This is a genomic window from Nonomuraea endophytica, assembly GCF_014203235.1.
GTDB classification, from domain to species: Bacteria; Actinomycetota; Actinomycetes; order Streptosporangiales; family Streptosporangiaceae; genus Nonomuraea; species Nonomuraea endophytica.
Genome location: NZ_JACHIN010000003.1, coordinates 1 through 15,933, shown reverse-complemented (window position 1 = coordinate 15,933; position 15,933 = coordinate 1). Strand labels below are relative to the sequence as shown.

General features: G+C 72.2%; 14 protein-coding genes. 5 read left to right on the top strand and 9 right to left on the bottom strand.

Annotation, left to right across the window (positions count from 1 at the left end):
* The 4 genes from gcl to alc all read left to right on the top strand — a co-directional run bounded on the left by gcl (position 1) and on the right by alc (position 5,198).
* On the top strand, positions 1 to 1,713 hold the full coding sequence (gene gcl / locus HNR40_RS12020) for a glyoxylate carboligase (RefSeq protein WP_221340326.1): 1,713 nt from the start codon (positions 1 to 3) through the stop codon (positions 1,711 to 1,713).
* 85 nt (positions 1,714 to 1,798) lie between these two features.
* A complete protein-coding gene (locus HNR40_RS12015) occupies positions 1,799 to 2,935 on the top strand; it encodes a glycerate kinase (RefSeq protein WP_312896360.1) in 1,137 nt (378 codons plus the stop codon).
* Position 2,936: 1 nt separating this feature from the next.
* On the top strand, positions 2,937 to 4,250 hold the full coding sequence (gene allB, locus HNR40_RS12010) for an allantoinase AllB (protein WP_184960570.1): 1,314 nt from the start codon (positions 2,937 to 2,939) through the stop codon (positions 4,248 to 4,250).
* On the top strand, positions 4,251 to 5,198 hold the full coding sequence (alc, locus tag HNR40_RS12005) for an allantoicase (RefSeq protein WP_184960569.1): 948 nt from the start codon (positions 4,251 to 4,253) through the stop codon (positions 5,196 to 5,198).
* 29 nt (positions 5,199 to 5,227) lie between these two features.
* Here alc and HNR40_RS12000 read toward each other — a convergent pair whose 3' ends face one another.
* Positions 5,228 to 6,421 (bottom strand): MFS transporter, encoded by a 1,194-nt coding sequence (locus HNR40_RS12000; RefSeq protein WP_184960568.1) that lies wholly within the window; start codon positions 6,419 to 6,421, stop codon positions 5,228 to 5,230.
* A gap of 45 nt (positions 6,422 to 6,466) precedes the next feature.
* Here HNR40_RS12000 and HNR40_RS11995 point away from each other — a divergent pair, with 45 nt between their 5' ends.
* Complete coding sequence (locus HNR40_RS11995) at positions 6,467 to 6,964, top strand: CGNR zinc finger domain-containing protein (RefSeq protein ID WP_184960567.1); 498 nt, start codon at positions 6,467 to 6,469, stop codon at positions 6,962 to 6,964.
* On the opposite strand, the gene HNR40_RS11990 is transcribed toward HNR40_RS11995, so the two are convergent.
* The 8 genes from HNR40_RS11990 to uraH all read right to left on the bottom strand — a co-directional run bounded on the left by HNR40_RS11990 (position 6,961) and on the right by uraH (position 15,844).
* Positions 6,961 to 8,043: an XdhC family protein gene (locus HNR40_RS11990; protein ID WP_184960566.1), complete on the bottom strand. Its 1,083-nt coding sequence runs from the start codon at positions 8,041 to 8,043 to the stop codon at positions 6,961 to 6,963. The genes HNR40_RS11995 and HNR40_RS11990 overlap by 4 nt on opposite strands.
* A 62-nt stretch (positions 8,044 to 8,105) precedes the next feature.
* Positions 8,106 to 9,512 carry an NCS2 family permease gene (locus HNR40_RS11985; RefSeq protein WP_184960565.1) on the bottom strand — a complete coding sequence of 469 codons (1,407 nt, stop codon included), beginning with the start codon at positions 9,510 to 9,512 and terminating at the stop codon, positions 8,106 to 8,108.
* Between the two features lie 124 nt (positions 9,513 to 9,636).
* Positions 9,637 to 11,934 carry a xanthine dehydrogenase family protein molybdopterin-binding subunit gene (locus HNR40_RS11980; RefSeq protein WP_312896298.1) on the bottom strand — a complete coding sequence of 766 codons (2,298 nt, stop codon included), beginning with the start codon at positions 11,932 to 11,934 and terminating at the stop codon, positions 9,637 to 9,639.
* Positions 11,931 to 13,310: an 8-oxoguanine deaminase gene (locus tag HNR40_RS11975; RefSeq protein ID WP_184960564.1), complete on the bottom strand. Its 1,380-nt coding sequence runs from the start codon at positions 13,308 to 13,310 to the stop codon at positions 11,931 to 11,933. The genes HNR40_RS11980 and HNR40_RS11975 overlap by 4 nt, the downstream gene beginning before the upstream one ends.
* Positions 13,307 to 13,780 (bottom strand): (2Fe-2S)-binding protein, encoded by a 474-nt coding sequence (locus HNR40_RS11970; RefSeq protein WP_184960563.1) that lies wholly within the window; start codon positions 13,778 to 13,780, stop codon positions 13,307 to 13,309. The genes HNR40_RS11975 and HNR40_RS11970 overlap by 4 nt, the downstream gene beginning before the upstream one ends.
* Positions 13,780 to 14,640, bottom strand: coding sequence for an FAD binding domain-containing protein (locus tag HNR40_RS11965; RefSeq protein WP_184960562.1), 861 nt, complete (start codon positions 14,638 to 14,640; stop codon positions 13,780 to 13,782). The genes HNR40_RS11970 and HNR40_RS11965 overlap by 1 nt, the downstream gene beginning before the upstream one ends.
* Before the next feature lie 7 nt (positions 14,641 to 14,647).
* Entirely contained in the window at positions 14,648 to 15,550 is a 903-nt protein-coding gene (gene pucL, locus HNR40_RS11960; protein ID WP_184960561.1) for a factor-independent urate hydroxylase, read from the bottom strand.
* On the bottom strand, positions 15,551 to 15,844 hold the full coding sequence (gene uraH / locus HNR40_RS11955) for a hydroxyisourate hydrolase (RefSeq protein ID WP_184960560.1): 294 nt from the start codon (positions 15,842 to 15,844) through the stop codon (positions 15,551 to 15,553). It lies immediately after the preceding gene.
* Positions 15,845 to 15,933 lie beyond the last annotated feature (89 nt).

Here is a 15,933-nt window from a genome sequence, read left to right as displayed (position 1 = left end):
ATGCCAGCGATGGAGGCCGTCGTCCACGTCCTGCGGTCGGAGGGCGTCGACGTCGCCTTCGGCTGTCCGGGCGCGGCGATCCTGCCCCTGTACAAGGCCATGGAACGGCTCGGCGGCATCGAGCACCTCATCGTCAGGCACGAGGAGGGCGCCACGCACATGGCCGACGGCTGGGCGCGTACCAACGGCCGGGTCGGCGTCGCCATCGGCACCTCCGGCCCGGCAGGCACCAACATGATCACCGGGCTGTACACCGCGATCGCCGACTCGATCCCGATGATCTGCGTCACGGGCCAGGCCGCCTCGACCAAGCTGCACCAGGAGGCGTTCCAGGCGGTCGACATCGTGGAGATCGCCAAACCCGTCACCAAGTGGGCCGTGCAGATCAAGGAGGCCGCGCAGGTCCCCTGGATCTTCCGCGAGGCCTTCCGCATCGCCCGATCGGGCCGTCCGGGGCCGGTCCTGATCGACATCCCGGTGGACGTGGCCAAGCAGGAGATCGAGTACGACCCGGCCATCGACGCCCCGCTGCCCGTCAGCCCGGTGCACCCGCACCTGCCGCGGGTCGAGCGCGCCCTGGACATGCTGCTGGCCGCCGAGCGGCCGATCATCCTGTCCGGCGGCGGCGTCATCCTGGCCGACGCCTCGCCCGAACTGGCCGAACTGGCCGAGCTGCTGCAGATCCCGGTGCAGGCCACGCTCATGGGCAAGGGCTCCATCGACGAGGACCACCCGCTCTACTGCGGCATGACCGGCATCCAGACCTCCCAGCGGTACGGCAACGCCTCCTTCCTGGAGTCGGACCTGGTGCTGGCGCTCGGCGCCCGGTTCGGCGACCGGCACACCGGCGCCCTCGACGTCTACCGGGGGTCGCGGACGTTCATCCACGTGGACATCGAGCCCACCCAGATCGGCCGGGTCTTCGGTCCCGACCTGGGCATCGTCTCCGACACCCGGCTGTTCCTGCGGGCGGTCATCGCGCTCGCGCGTGAGCGCGGCGTGAGCCGTACGCCGGGAGCGTGGGTGGCGCGCGTGCGGGAGCTCAAGCGCACGCTCACCCGCCGCGAGGACTTCGACGACGTGCCGATCAAGGCACCGCGCGTCTACAAGGAGATCAACGAGTACTTCGACGACGAGACCTACTTCGTCACCGCGATCGGCCTCTACCAGATCTGGGGCGGCCAGCACCAGAAGGCCGGCAAGCCGCGGCGCTACCAGGTGTGCGGGCAGGCGGGGCCGCTCGGCTGGGAGATCCCGGCGGCGATCGGCGTCAAGAAGGCACTCGAATCAACACAGCCCGAGGCCACGGTCGTGGGCGTCGTGGGCGACTACGGCTTCCAGTTCCTGGTCGAGGAGCTGGCGGTGGCGGCGCAGTACAACGTGCCGTTCGTGCTGGTGATGCTCAACAACGAGTACCTGGGGCTGATCCGGCAGGCGTCGATCGGCTACGACATGAACTACGAGGTGAACATCCACTACGACGAGTTCGGCTCGGACAACGTCAAGATCATGGAGGCGTACGGCTGCGCGGGCACGCGCGTCTTCGACCCGGCCCAGATCCGTTCCTCGCTGGAGTGGGCGGCGAAGGAGGCCGAGCGGACCTCGCGGCCCGTGCTGGTCGAGATCATGATCGAGCGCGAGGCCAACACCCCGCACAGCCTGTCGTCCATCGACGCGGTGCGGGAGTTCGAACCCCTTCCGGAGCAGGTGTGATGATAGGCACGCCTTCCTGCCCGCTCGCACCGGGCAGGAAGGCGCGTCCGGCCATTCTGTAACAGCTCGCGAGGAGTTCGTAGTGGTGGAGCACGTGCTTGTTGCCCCCGACAAGTTCAAGGGGTCGCTCACGGCGGCCGAAGTGGCCTCCCGGGTCAGCGCCGGCCTGGGTGTCGCGACGGTCGAGCTGCCTGTGGCCGACGGCGGCGACGGGACCGTCGATGCCGCCGTGGCCTGCGGTTTCGAGCGCGTGCCGCTGACCGTCACCGGCCCCACGGGCGAGCCCGTCCAGGCCGCGTACGCCTGGAAGGCGCCGGTCGCCGTGGTCGAGATGGCCGAGGCGTCCGGGCTGCGCAGGCTGCCCGGCGCGCCGGACGCGCTCGGCGCCACCAGCTACGGCACCGGCGAGCTGATCGCGGACGCGGTCAAGCGGGGCGCGACGCGCATCGTGCTGGGCATCGGCGGCAGCGCCTCCACCGACGGCGGGGCCGGGATGGCGCGGGCGCTGGGCGCCCGGTTCCTGGACGAAGCTGGGGCGGAGCTGCCCGAGGGCGGGGCGGCGTTGCGGAACCTGGCGAAGATCGACGTGTCCGCTTTTGTCGACCTTTCCGGGGTTGAGGTGGTGGTCGCCAGTGATGTCGACAACCCGCTCCTCGGCCCGCACGGCGCCGCCGCCGTCTACGGGCCGCAGAAGGGCGCCTCGCCCGAGGACGTGCAGGTGCTGGAGGCCGGGCTGGCCCGGCTGGCGGCCCGCGCGGCGGCCACTCATGGGCTCGTCGGTGCGGTCGAGCATGACGGCATCCCCAGACCTATCGGCGTCGCGGGTGCGCCCGGCGCTGGGGCCGCGGGCGGGGTCGGGTTCGCCGCCCTCGCCTTCCTCAAGGCCGACATCCAGCCGGGCATCGAGTACCTGCTCGACCTGCTCGGCTTCGGCGAGCAGGTGCGCGGCGCCCGCCTCGTCGTCACCGGCGAGGGCTCGCTCGACGAGCAGTCGCTGCGCGGCAAGGCCCCCGTGGGCGTCGCCAGGGCCGCCGCCAAGGCGGGCGTGCCCGTCGTGGCCGTCTGCGGGCGGCGCACGCTCACCGACGAGCAGCTCGACGCCGCCGGGATCCGCGCCGCCTACGCGCTCAGCGACATCGAGCCCGACCTGGACCGCTGCATGGCCGAAGCCGGCCCGCTGCTCGAACGGCTGGCGGCGCGCATCGCCGCCGACTGGAGGTGAGATGGACGACCTGGTGATCCGGTCGCGGCGTGTGGTGACCCCGGAGGGGGTGCGCGCGGCGGCGGTGGCCGTACGGGATGGGAAGATCGCGGCGGTGCGCCCGCACGAGGCGCGCACGCCCGCGGCCGCCGAGCTCGACCTCGGCGAGGTGGCGCTGCTGCCCGGCCTGGTCGACACCCACGTGCACGTCAACGAGCCGGGCCGCACCCACTGGGAGGGGTTCGCCTCGGCGACGCGGGCGGCCGCGGCGGGCGGCGTCACCACGATCGTGGACATGCCGCTCAATTCGCTGCCGCCCACGGTGACGCCGGCCGCGCTCGCCGCCAAGCGGGCCGCCGCCGACGGGCAGTGCTTCGTGGACGTCGGATTCTGGGGCGGCGCGGTGCCCGGCAACGTCAAGGAGCTGCGGCCGCTGCACGAGCTGGGCGTGTTCGGCTTCAAGTGCTTCCTGTCGCCGTCGGGCGTGGAGGAGTTCCCGCCGCTGTCGCCCGACGAGGTACGCCTCGCGCTGGCCGAGATCGCCGCCTTCGACGGCCTGATGATCGTGCACGCCGAGGACCCAGCGCTGCTGGCCGAGCCGGTCGGCCCGAGCTACCCCGAGTTCCTGGACTCGCGCCCCGGCTCGGCCGAGCGCAGCGCCGTCGAGCAGGTGATCAGGCTGACCCGCGAGACCGGCGCCCGCACGCACGTCCTGCACGTCTCCAGCGCCGACTGCCTGGAGCCGCTGCGCGCCGCCCAGGCCGAGGGCCTGCCGATCAGCGCCGAGACCTGCCCGCACTACCTGACCATCGCCGCCGAGCAGGTGCCCGAGGGCGCGACCGCGTTCAAGTGCTGCCCGCCCATCCGCTCGGCCGCCAACCGCGACCTGCTCTGGCAGGGACTCGCCGACGGCGTGCTGACCTGCGTCGTCTCCGACCACTCGCCGTCGCCCGCCGACCTGAAGGTGCCCGACTTCGCCGCCGCGTGGGGCGGCATCGCCTCGCTGCAGCTCGGGCTGAGCGCCGTCTGGACCGAGGGCTACGCGCGCGGGTACGGCCTGGCCGACGTCACCCGCTGGATGTCGGCGAACCCCGCCCGGCTGGCCCGCGTCCCCGGCAAGGGCGCCATCCGCGCCGGGTACGACGCCGACCTGGTCGCCTTCGACCCCGAGGCCGGTCACCAGGTCGACGCCCGGGCACTCCACCACAAGAACCCCGTCACCCCTTACCACGGGCGCGCCCTGCGGGGCGTGGTCCGCACCACCTGGCTCCGCGGCCGGCGCGTCGAGGCGACGGCGCCGCCGTACGGAGCCTTTCTGCAGTTGGGAGCACACTGAATGGCCGCCTTCACCAGACTTCCGGACCTCGCCCTGCGTGGGTACGGCGGCGCCGTCATCGCCGCCAGCGACGAGTCGTTCGCCGAGAAGGAGGCGCTCGTCCGGCCGGGCAGACCGGCCTTCCAGGCGGAGACGTTCGGCAACAAGGGACAGGTGTACGACGGCTGGGAGACCCGCCGCCGCCGCACGCCCGGCCACGACTGGGCGATCATCAGGCTGGGGCTGCCCGGCACGGTGCGCGGCGTGGTGATCGACACGGCGTGGTTCAAGGGGAACTTCCCGCCGCACGCCTCGGTGGAGGCGTGCGAGGTGGCCGGTTCCCCGTCGCCGGAGGAGCTGGCGTCGGCCGCGTGGGTGGAGATCCTGCCGCGCGTCGACCTGAAGGGTGACGCCGAGCATCACTTCGAGGTGCGCGACGAGGGGCGCTACACCCACGTGCGGCTGAACATGTACCCGGACGGGGGGATCGCCCGGCTGCGCGTGCACGGCGAGGTACGCCCTGACCTGTCGCTGTATGACGGGCTGAGCCTCGACCTGGCCGCGCTGGCCAACGGCGCGGTGGTGACCGGGTGCTCGAACGAGTTCTACTCCGCGCCGCACAACGCCATCGCCCCCGGCCTGGCCAGGCACCAGGCGGAGGGCTGGGAGACGGCGCGGCGGCGCGACGAGGGCAACGACTGGATCGAGGTGCGCCTGGCCGGGCGGGGCGTCATCAGGCTTGCCGAGCTCGACACGACGAACCTGCTGTTCAACGCGCCGGGCGCGATCCGGCTGCGGGGCAGGGACGGCGACGGCGACTGGTTCGACCTGCTCCCCCGCACCCGCCTGCAGCCGGACACCCCGCACCGCTTCCGCGTCGAGGAGGCCGGGCCCGTCACCCACGTGCGGGCCGACATCTACCCGGACGGCGGCCTGGCCAGGATCCGCCTGCACGGCAACCTGGCGTGAGACACGGCGGACCGCTCCGCCGTGACGTGTCAGGCCAGCGCCGCGTCGGTGGTGAGCTGGCGGCGTTCGGCCGCTGAGGAGCCCAGGGCGACCAGCGTGCTCAGGGCCACGCACAGGCCGATGGCCGGCTGGGCGCCGACGCGCTCCACGAGCCAGGCCACGGTCATGCCGGCGGCGCCGTAGCCGAGCCCGCCCGCCGCGTACATGCCGGAGAAGCCCACGGCCCACTGCGACTCCGGCAGCCGGTCCTGCAACGACACCGCGCGGGCGGTCAGCGCGGGCGTCTGCAGGAGGCCGGCGACCGCGAACAGGGCCACGACCAGGCCGAGCACCGGGACCAGCGCGGCCGCGCCCAGCGCCAGGCCGATCCCGGCCGACAGCAGCGCCGCCTGGGCCAGCGGGGTGCCCGGCCAGCGGCGGGCGCCGTACAGGAGGCCGCCGCCGATGCCGGCCAGCGTGTACGCGGTCAGGACCGGGCCCGACAGGGCGGCGCCGGCGCCGTGCGTGGCCAGGAGGACCGGCAGGGCCAGGCTGACGGCGCCGAAGGCGAACATCATCGCCCCGTCGTACGCCATCGCGGGCCAGCTGATCCGCCACAGGCGGGCGCGGTGGGCGGTGGCGGTCCTGGGCGGGTCGAGCAGGCGGCGTCCGGCCAGCGCGCCCGCCGCCGCCACGGCGGCCATCAACAGGATCGGGAGGCGGGCGTCCACGACCGCCAGGAGCGCCACCACCGCGGGGGCGACGGTCCAGACGGTCGTGCTGGCCGCCGATTCGAGGCTGAGCGCTGGTACGCGGCGTTCGGGTGGCGCCAGCCGTACCAGGAGGGCGCGCAGGCCGCCGTGCGCGCCCGCGGAGATCGCGCCGCCGAGCCCGGCCAGGGCGAGCATGCCCGCGGGCGTCCACCACTCCGCGCGGGGAGAGGCGGTGGCGAGCAGGGCCAGCAGGGCGAAGGCGGCGGCCTCCACGCCCAGGACCAGGGCGGTCTCCGAGCGGGCGGGGCGGCGGTCGAAGCGCCTGCCCAGGGGGCCCGCCGCGACCGCCTCGGCGAGCGCGTGGCCGCCGCCCAGGAGGGCGCCGACGGCGTAGGAGCCGGTGACGGCGTGTCCGAGGAAGACCAGCGCGAGCGGCGCGGCGGCCACCGGGAACCGCTGGCAGACCAGGACGGCGAACCAGACACCGACCCCCGGTGAACGCAGTACGGCCAGATACTGTTTACCGGTCATACTTATAGACGGTAACAGTTACCGGCTATCGAGTAAACTGGTTACATGACGGACAGTGTGGCGCCGGGCGCGCTGGAGCAGGTGCGGACGTTCCTCAACACGTGGTGGGTGCCCAACGACACGCGAGTGGCCGAGGACAGGCTGCCCGAGACGCTGGCCGATCCGGCCGACCTCGGTGAGATGGCGGAGCTCAGGGCGGCGTTGCGGGCGGCTCTGGGAGTCGAGCGGCCGGCCGTACTGGCGTCGTGGCTGGAGCGGCACCCGCTGCGGGCCGGGCTCTCGTCCGACCCCGAGAGCCCGCCGGTCGTGCTGACCCCCGAGGACGGCACGGCGGCGGGCCGGGTGCTGGCGGTGGTGGCCGAGGCGGTGCGGGCCGGTCAGTGGGCGCGGCTCAAGGCCTGTCCCGACTGCTCGTGGGTCTTCTACGACCACAGCCGCAACGGCAGCCGCCGCTGGTGCGTGATGAGCCCGGGGGGTTCGGACTCACGGGGGTGCGGGAGCATCGCGAAGGTCCGCGCCTACCGGGAGCGCAGGCGCGCCTAGCGGGTGAGGGCGTGGATGGGGCCGGAGGTGGAGGCCAGCGGGTGGCAGGTGCCGCCGCGGCGGGTGGCCACGAGTTCGGCGGCGATGGAGACGGCGACCTCCTCAGGGGTGCGGGCGCCGAGGTCGAGGCCGATCGGGGAGCGCAGCCGCGACAGTTCCGCCTCCGTCAGGCCCGCCTCGCGCAGGCGGCGCGACCTCTCGTCGTGGGTACGGCGCGAGCCCATCGCGCCCACGTACCCTGCTTCGGTGCGCAGGGCCCGTTCCAGCAGGGGGATGTCGAACTTCGGGTCGTGGGTCAGGACCGCGATGGCGGTGCGGGCGTCCACGGGGGCGCGCTCCAGGTAGCGGTGCGGCCAGTCGACGACCACCTCGTGGGCGTCGGGGAAGCGCCTGCGGGTGGCGAAGACCGGGCGGGCGTCGCAGACGGTCACGTGGTAGCCGAGGAAGCGGCCGGCGCGGGTGAGGGCGGCGGCGAAGTCGATGGCGCCGAAGACCAGCAACCGGGGCGGGGGCGCGTAGGTCTGCACGAACATCCGCAGGCCATCACATCCCACCTCTCTGACGCCGGTCACGCCGGTGTCCAGCATGGCCGCCGCCTCGGCTGTCACCAGGCGGTCGACGCCCGGGTCGCCGAACGTGCCGGTGGCTTCTCCGCTCGCCTCAAGGGTCAGCGAGGAGGGGTCGCCACTGGCCGGAGGCAGGATCCGGGCCAGGGCGACCGGCTTGTCGGCGGCCAGCGCCTCCAGGTAAGAGCGGAAGGCTGGCTCGGCGGTGTTCGGCCAGACGAGGATCTCGATGATGCCGCCGCAGGTCAGCCCGACAGCGAACCCCTCGTCGTCGCTGTAGCCGAACGTCTGGAGCAGGGGCCGGTCCTCTTCGAGGGAGCGCAGGCACAGCTCGTACACCGCGCCTTCCACGCAGCCGCCGGAGACGCTGCCGACGGCGGTGCCGTCCTCCGCCACGGCCAGCGCGGCGCCCGGCTCGCGGGGCGCGCTGCCGCTGACCCCGACGACGGAGGCGACCGCGAACCGCCGGCCCTCCCCGCTCCAGGCCAGGAGGTCGTCGACGAGATCACGCATGGTGTCTCCTTGAGCTGTAGGCGGGGGAACGCCCCAAGACGTTCCCCCTGGGCAGAAGGGGCCTAGCCGAACAGCCCCTCGATGAACGAGATCCCGAAGTAGGCCACGAAGATGGCCGTGATCAGCCACAGCAGCCAGTGGATCTCGGAGAACCTGCCGCGCGCCGCCTTGATCACGGTGTAGGCGACGATCCCCGCCCCCACCCCGTTGGTGATCGAGTAGGTGAACGGCATCAGGGAGATCGTGAGGAAGGCCGGAACGGCCAGCTCCAGGTCGTCCCAGGAGATCTTGCGGGCGGCCGTCATCATGAGCGCGCCGACCAGCACCAGCGCGGGCGCCGCCGCCTGGGCGGGCACGACGGCGGCCAGCGGGGTCAGGAACATGGCCCCCGCGAACAACCCGCCGGTGACGAGACTGGCGAGGCCGGTGCGAGCGCCCTCCCCGACTCCCGCCGCCGACTCCACGACGACCGTGTTGGCCGAGGCTCCGGTGGCGCCGCCGATGATGGCGCCGAAGCCGTCGATGGTGAGGATCTTGCCGATGCCCTTGATCTGCCCCTTGTCGTCGGACAGCCCGGCCTCCTCGCCGACGCCGATGATCGTGCCCATCGCGTCGAAGAAGCCCGACAGCACCAGCGTGAACAGCACCACGGTGGCGGTCAGGATGCCGGCCTGCCCGAATCCGCCGAACAGGTCGATGGAGCCGAGCAGCCCGAAGTCGGGGGTGGCGACGATGTCCTTGGGCATGGCCGGGGTGACGACGCCCCACTTGAGGCCGTCGACGGCGGCGTTGATGACGATGGCCAGCACGGTCGCGGCGACGATGCTGATGAGGATGGCTCCCGGCACGCGGCGCACGTACAAGCCGAGCATGAGCAGCAGCCCGGCGCAGAAGACGACCACGGGCCAGCCCTGCAGGTGGCCGCCGGTGCCGAGGGTGATGGGCGTGCCCTCTCCCCTGCCGACGAATCCGGCGTCCACGAGGCCGATGAGCGCGATGAACATGCCGATGCCGACCCCGATGGCGTGTTTCAGGCCGGTGGGGATGGCGTCCATGATGAGCTGCCTGATGCCGGTGAGGGCGAAGACGACGATCACGACGCCTTCGAGCACGACCAGGCCCATGGCCTGGTCCCAGGTCATGAACGGCGCCGCCTGGAAGGCCACCACCGGCGCCACCCCGAGCCCGGAGGCCAGCGCGAACGGGGCGTTGCCCACCAGGCCCATGAGGATCGTGGTGAGCGCGGCCGACAGGGCGACGGCGGTGGTCAGCTGCGGGATGGTGAGCTGGGCTCCGGTGACGTCCTTGGCGCCGCTGAGGATGATCGGGATGAGCAGGATGATGTAGGCGACGGCCACGAACGTGGTGATGCCGCCGCGCACCTCCCTGCCGACGGTGCTCCCCCTGCCCGACAGGTCGAAGAACCGGTCTAGCGCTCCGGTTGGGGGTTTTGTCTGGAGTTGGGTCATGGTCGGGGCCCTCCTCGGGCGTGGTCGACCTGCGGCTGCGCTGCCGCTGGGTGCGGTTGTGGAGTCTGTCCCGCTGACATGGGGGGTGCGGGCTGCCCCTGTTGATCAACTCACCCGGAGTGGTTCATCCCGTGATGTGCTCCGGACGCACAGGCACTCGGTGGAGTGCGAGCCCCGTGGCGTCGCGGATGGCCGCGACGATGGCCGGGGTGGAGGAGAGCGTGGGTGGCTCTCCGGCGCCACGCAGCCCGTATGGGGCGCGCGGGTCGGCGTTCTCGAGGATTTCCAGCCGCATGGGCGGCATGTCGAGGATGGTGGGGATGAGGTAGTCGGTGAAGGACGGGTTGCGTACCTTGCCGTCGCTGACCACGATCTCCTCCATCACGGCGAGGCCGAGGCCCTGGGCGGTGCCGCCGTGGATCTGGCCTTCCAGGGAGAGGCGGTTGAGGATCTTGCCGACGTCCTGGACGGCGGCCAGTTCGACCACCTTCACCAGGCCGAGCTCGACGTCGACGTCGACGACGGCCCGGTGGACGCAGAGCGCGACCTGGGTGTGGGTGTCGCCCTGGCCGGTGACCGGGTCCATGCCGGTGGTGGGGTGGTGGTGGTACTCGCGGGTCTCCTCGATGACCCGGTCGCCCAGGACGTCCTCGATGCTCGCGATCACTCCCCGCGAGGCTGAGATGATTTTTCCCCCGGCGAGCGACAAATCGTCGTACAGCCCGTCCACGAGCGTGAAGAGGCGATCGCGTACGGCCCAGCAAGCCGCCTGGACCGAACCACCCGTCATGTACGACTGCCGCGACGCCGACGACGACCCCGCGCTGCCCACCTGGTTGTCGGCCGGATGGATGACCACGTTCTCGATTCCCAGCTCGGTGCGAGCGATCTGGGCCTCGATGGTCACCAGCCCCTGGCCGACCTCGGCGGCGGCGGTGTGCACCAGCGCGGTCGCGACCCCGCCGATGACCTCCAGGCGCACCCGGGCGGTGGAGTAGTCGTCGTAGCCCTCGGAGAAACAGATGTTCTTGAGGCCGACGCCGTAGCCGACGCCGCGCCGTACTCCTTCTCCGTGGGTGGTCTGGGAGGCGCCGCCGGGCAGGTTGCGGATGTCGGAGCTGTCGAGCGGCGCGGGCATGGGCAGGTCGCGGGCCTGGGCGAGCATGTCCTTCATGGGCAGCGGCGCGTGGATGATCTGCCCGGTGGCCAGCGCGGACCCTTGGGAGGCGGCGTTTGTTCGCCTGATGGTCACCGGGTCGATCCCGCAGGCGTCACCCAGCTTGTCCATCATGGACTCGTAGGCGAAACACGCCTGAACCGCGCCGAACCCCCGCATCGCCCCGCAGGGCGGGTTGTTGGTGTAGACGCCATAAGCGTCGATCTTGACGTTCGGGATCTCGTAGGGGCCGACGCCGAGCGAAGCGGCGTTGCCCACGACGTTGAGCGTGGCCGAGGTGTACGCGCCGCCGTCCAGGACGATCTCCACGTCGGCGTAGAGGATCTTGCCGTCCCTGGACGCGCCGTACTCGTAGCGCATCTGGGCCGGATGCCGGTGCACGTGGCCGAAGAACGACTCGTGCCGGTTGTACATCATCTTGACCGGCGCGCCGGTGTGCAGCGCGAGCATGGCGGCGTGGATCTGCATGGACAGGTCCTCGCGCCCGCCGAACGCGCCGCCGACCCCGGACAGCGTCATGCGGATGCGCTCCTCGGGCAGGCCGAGGCAGGGGCCGATCTGCTTGAGGTCGTTGTGCATCCACTGGGTGGCGACATACAGCTCGATGCCGCCGTCCTCCGCGGGCACCGCGAGGCCGGATTCGGGGCCGAGGAAGGCCTGGTCCTGGATGCCGACCTCGTAGGTGCCGGTGACCACGACCTCGGCGCCGGCGCGCACCGCCTCGACGTCGCCGACCCTGACCGGCTGGTGGCGCGCCGGGTTCGGCCGGTCCTGCACCTGCGGGTAGGAAGGGTCGAAGGCGGCCCGCCTGGCGTCGGTCAGCGGCTCCAGGATCTCCCACTCGATCGCGATCTTGTCGAGCGCGCGGCGGGCGGTCTCCGGGTGGTCGGCGGCGACGAGCGCGATCGCCTCGCCCTGGTGGCGTACCTCGCCGATGGCCAGCACGGGCTGGTCCCAGGTGAGGTCGAGCCCGTAGTGCTTGCGGCCGGGCACGTCCTCGTGCGTGAGTACGGCGCGCACCCCCGGATGGGCGAGGGCCGGGGCGGTGTCGATCGAGACGATGCGGGCCCGAGGATGGGGGCTGCGGAGCGTCGCGCCCCACAGCATTCCCTCCGCCCACAGGTCGGAGGCGTAGGCGAACTCGCCCTTGACCTTGAGCGTCCCGTCGGGCCGCAACGTGCTCTCGCCCACTCCCCCGATGCCGGGGGCGGCGATGTCGTGCGGCGCGCGCAGCGGGAGTGTCACGTGTGTACCTCCTTGGCGACGGAGAATCCCCGCTCCCGCGCCAGCCGCATCAGCCGCCGGTGCGCCTCGGCGCCCGCGCGTCCCGACGCGTCCTGGTCGACGGTCTTCAGCTCGTCGTTCTCGACGACGATCTCGCCGCCGACGAGCAGGCGGGCCAGCGGCGGCTGCCGGGTGGCGAACACGAGCTGGCAGACGGGGTCCTCGACGGCGCTGGCGAAGGCGCTGTCCACGCGCCAGAGCGCGATGTCGGCGAGCTTGCCCGCTTCCAGCGAGCCGAGCTCGCCGGCCCGGCCGAGGTTGCGCGCGCCGCCCATGGTGGCCATCTCCAGCGCCTGGCGGGCGGTGAGCGCGGTGGGCCCGTGCGCGGCGCGCTGGAACAGCAGCGCCTGGCGCATCTCGCCGGACAGCGTGGTCAGCTCGGATGAGGCGTTGCCGTCGACGCCGAGTCCCACGTTGGCCCCGCGCCGCAGCATCTCGGAGACGCGGGCGATCCCGGCGCCGAGGCGGCCGTTGGAGGAGGGACAGTGGGCGGCGCCGGTGCCGGTCGCGGCGAACTTGTCGATGTCGGCGTCGCTCAGGTGCACGGTGTGGGCGAACCACACGTCGGGGCCGAGCCAGCCGAGCTTCTCCATGTAGTCGACCGGGCGCACGCCGAACGCCTCGACGCAGTGCTCGTCCTCGTCGAGCGTCTCGGCCAGGTGCGTGTGCAGGCGTACGCCCTTGGCCCTGGCCAGCTCGGCGGCGTCGGTCATCAGCTCGGCGGTGACCGAGAACGGCGAGCAGGGCGCGACCGCGATCCGCAGCTTCGAGGAGAACGACGGGTCGTGGTAGGCGTCGATGGCCTCGGAGGTGGCGGCCAGGACGGTGTCGCGGTCCTCGACCACCACGTCCGGCGGCAGGCCGCCCTGCGACTGGCCGCGGTCCATGGAGCCGCGGGCGGGATGGAAGCGGATGCCGAGCTCCCTGGCGGCCTCGATCTCGGCGGCGAACAGGTCGCCGCGGCCCTTCGGGAAGACGTAGTGGTGGTCGCTGGAGAGCGTGCAGCCCGACAGCGCCAGGTAGCCGAGCCCGGCGGCGGCGGCGCCCTTGACGACCTCGGCGTCCATGGCGGCCCACACCTGGTAGCTGGCGACCAGCCACTCGAACAGGGTGGCGTCCTGGGCCAGGCCCTGCGAGGCCCACTGGTAGAGGTGGTGGTGGGTGTTGACCAGGCCGGGCGTGGCCAGGCAGCCGGTGCCGTCGATCCGGGTCTCGCCGGGGTTGGCAGGGGCGGGGCCGGAGCCGACCTCCGCGATCCGGTCCCCCTCGATCCGGACGTATCCGGACGGGATCTCCGTGCCGACGACCGGCGCGATGTACACGTTCTCGATGATCATGGGGTGACGGCCTTTCGGGACGCGGCCAGCCGTACCGCGTCGAGGATCTTCTCGTAGCCCGTGCATCGGCACAGGTTGCCCGCGAGCGCCTCGCGGATCTCCGCGTCGGACGGGTCGGGCACGCGTTCGATGAGGTCGTGCGCCTGCACGATCAGCCCCGGCGTGCAGAAACCGCACTGCACGGCGCCGCACTCGACGAACGCCTCCTGCACCGGGTCGAGACGGTCGCCGTCGGCCAGGCCCTCGACGGTGCGGACCTGGCGGCCCTCGGCCTGGCCAGCGGCGACCAGGCAGGAGCAGACCGGCGTGCCGTCCAGGTAGACGGTGCAGGATCCGCACTCGCCCTGCTCGCAGGCGTTCTTGGAGCCGGGCAGCCCGACCCGCTCGCGCAGCACGTAGAGCAGGCTCTCTCCGGCCCACACGTCGTCGACGGACTCGTCGCGGCCGTTGACGGTGAAGGAGACCCTCATCAGGCGGCCCTCACTTTCCGGTAGTCGTTCCACGCCCAGGTGAGCGTGCGGCGGGCCATCACGGCGATGGCGTGCCTGCGGTAGTCGGCGGTGCCGCGCACGTCGTCGATCGGCGAGGCGGCCCGGGAGCACAGCTCGCCGAAGCGCTTGAGCACCGCGGAGTCGAGGCGGGCGTCCCAGTCGAGCTCGCCGGCCAGGAACTCCTCGGCCTCAAGGGCGCGGCGCGGGGTGGGGGCGGCCGAGCCGATCCCGGTCCCGACCCGGCGCTCGCCGGGGTGCAGCGCGACCGAGAACGAGCAGACCGCGATGACCATGGCGTTGCGGGTGCCGACCTTGGAGAAGTACTGCGGCCCGCGCGCCGCCTCGACCCGGACCGCCCTGATCAGCTCGTCCGGCTCCAGCGCGCTGCGCTTGACGCCCAGGTAGAACTCGTGCGCCGGGATCATCCGCACCCCGCGCGCCCGCGACTCCACCTCGACGACCGCCCCGGCCGCCAGCAGCGGCGGATGGCTGTCGCCCGCGGGCGAGGCCGCGCCGAGGTTGCCGCCGACGGTCCCGCGGTTGCGGATCTGCGGCGAGCCGACCGTCCGCGACGCCTGCGCCAGCCCCGGCAGCACCCCGCCCAGCTCCTCAATGATCGTCACGTACGGCAGGCCCGCCCCAACCCGGTAGGTGTCGCCCTCCCGCGACCAGGTGGCCAGCTCGCCCACCTGGTTGAGGTCGAGCAGCGCCGGCGGCCTGTGCACGTCGAAGTTGATCTCCACCATCACGTCGGTGCCGCCCTGGATGGGCACGGCCTCCGGCTGGTCCGCCTTGGCGGCCAGCGCCTCCGCCCACGTCGTGGGCCGCAAGAACTCCATCAGTCAGTCACTCCCAGGCGAAGGCGGCATCGGGCGCGTCGTCCCGCAGGACGGCGCCCTCGATCAGCCCGTAGGGCCGGTCGGCCGCGTAGTAGACCTCGTTGTCGTTGTCGAGCCCGAACGGCGCCAGGTCCACGAGGAAGTGGTGCTTGTTCGGCATCGCGAACCTGATCTCGCAGACCTCCTCGCGGGTGTCGAGCACCCGCCTGCCCATGGCGTACAGGGTCTGCTGGAGGGAGAGGCTGTGGGTGCCGGCGAAGGCTTCGAGCAGGCAGCGCCGTACCTCGTCGTAGGAAGTGCCGAAGTCGTAGGAGGCGCCGAAGTCGTGGGACTCGCCGCTGTGGCGCCACTGGGCGGAGACCGCGGTCGCGAGGATGCGGTCGGTGGTGGGCTTCAGCGTCGTGTACTCGTCCTCGATGTAGCCGTGGAACTCCGAGCCGGTCGAGTTGAGCACCACGAGGTCCTTCAGGCCGGACACGACGGTGGTGCGGCCGTCCTCGTCGTGGTGGACCACGCAGGTGCGCACCTCCTGACCGTCTCGGACGAAGGAGTGCCGGGGCTCGGACGGGCCGCCGGAGACGGGGATGCGCCGCCAGCCGTACTCCTCGATCTCCACGCGGGCGTGGCCGATCGTGGGCTGGCTGCCGACGTAGTGCCTGGCCAGCAGGAGGGCGAAGTCCTCGATCTGGCCGATGCCGTGCTTCCTGGCGAAGGCGAAGGCGGTGTTCTTCTGCGTGTCAGTGGGGAGAACGGCCTCGTTGCTGCCGGTCAGGTGGACATCGGCCATGTCGCCGGACAGGGCCGAGCTGACGTTGATGTCCTTGATGTGATGGACACCGCCGTCCCGCACGACCCGGACGACCCTGGTCTCCGCCTTTCCGTAGCGGTTGGGCCCGAGAATGACAGGCATCTAGCTCCCTCGATAGGTGGAGTACGCGAACGGGCTGAGCAGCAGCGGCACGTGGTAGTGCTGGTCCGGGTCGTCGACCGCGAACGTGATGACCACCTCGGGGTAGAAGGAGGTCAGCGCGCCGGTGTCGAAGACGACGCGGTGCACGCCCCGGCCGGGGTTCCAGCCCTTGATCCGGCCGTCGTCGTCGGTGCGGCCCTCGGCCACGACCTCGCCGTCCCGCTCCAGCCGTACGGGGACTCCCGCGGCGGGGCGGCCCGTCGCGGCGTTCAGGATGTGGGTGGAAAAGCTCACTGGTGCACCATCCTCTTGTCGGTAGCCGTGAGGCTGCTGATGCACCCGAGGTGCCGCCGGGTCATCGCCCCGCTCGCTCGACGCGTGGA

Excerpts from the sequence above, each read along its gene's own strand:
- gcl (WP_221340326.1), top strand. The coding sequence starts at position 1 with ATGCCAGCGATGGAGGCCGTCGTCCACGTCCTGCGGTCGGAGGGCGTC.
- allB (WP_184960570.1), top strand. The coding sequence starts at position 2,937 with ATGGACGACCTGGTGATCCGGTCGCGGCGTGTGGTGACCCCGGAGGGG.
- alc (WP_184960569.1), top strand. The coding sequence starts at position 4,251 with ATGGCCGCCTTCACCAGACTTCCGGACCTCGCCCTGCGTGGGTACGGC.
- HNR40_RS12000 (WP_184960568.1), bottom strand. The coding sequence starts at position 6,421 with ATGACCGGTAAACAGTATCTGGCCGTACTGCGTTCACCGGGGGTCGGT.
- HNR40_RS11995 (WP_184960567.1), top strand. The coding sequence starts at position 6,467 with ATGACGGACAGTGTGGCGCCGGGCGCGCTGGAGCAGGTGCGGACGTTC.
- HNR40_RS11990 (WP_184960566.1), bottom strand. The coding sequence starts at position 8,043 with ATGCGTGATCTCGTCGACGACCTCCTGGCCTGGAGCGGGGAGGGCCGG.
- HNR40_RS11985 (WP_184960565.1), bottom strand. The coding sequence starts at position 9,512 with ATGACCCAACTCCAGACAAAACCCCCAACCGGAGCGCTAGACCGGTTC.
- HNR40_RS11975 (WP_184960564.1), bottom strand. The coding sequence starts at position 13,310 with ATGATCATCGAGAACGTGTACATCGCGCCGGTCGTCGGCACGGAGATC.
- HNR40_RS11970 (WP_184960563.1), bottom strand. The coding sequence starts at position 13,780 with ATGAGGGTCTCCTTCACCGTCAACGGCCGCGACGAGTCCGTCGACGAC.
- HNR40_RS11965 (WP_184960562.1), bottom strand. The coding sequence starts at position 14,640 with ATGGAGTTCTTGCGGCCCACGACGTGGGCGGAGGCGCTGGCCGCCAAG.
- pucL (WP_184960561.1), bottom strand. The coding sequence starts at position 15,550 with ATGCCTGTCATTCTCGGGCCCAACCGCTACGGAAAGGCGGAGACCAGG.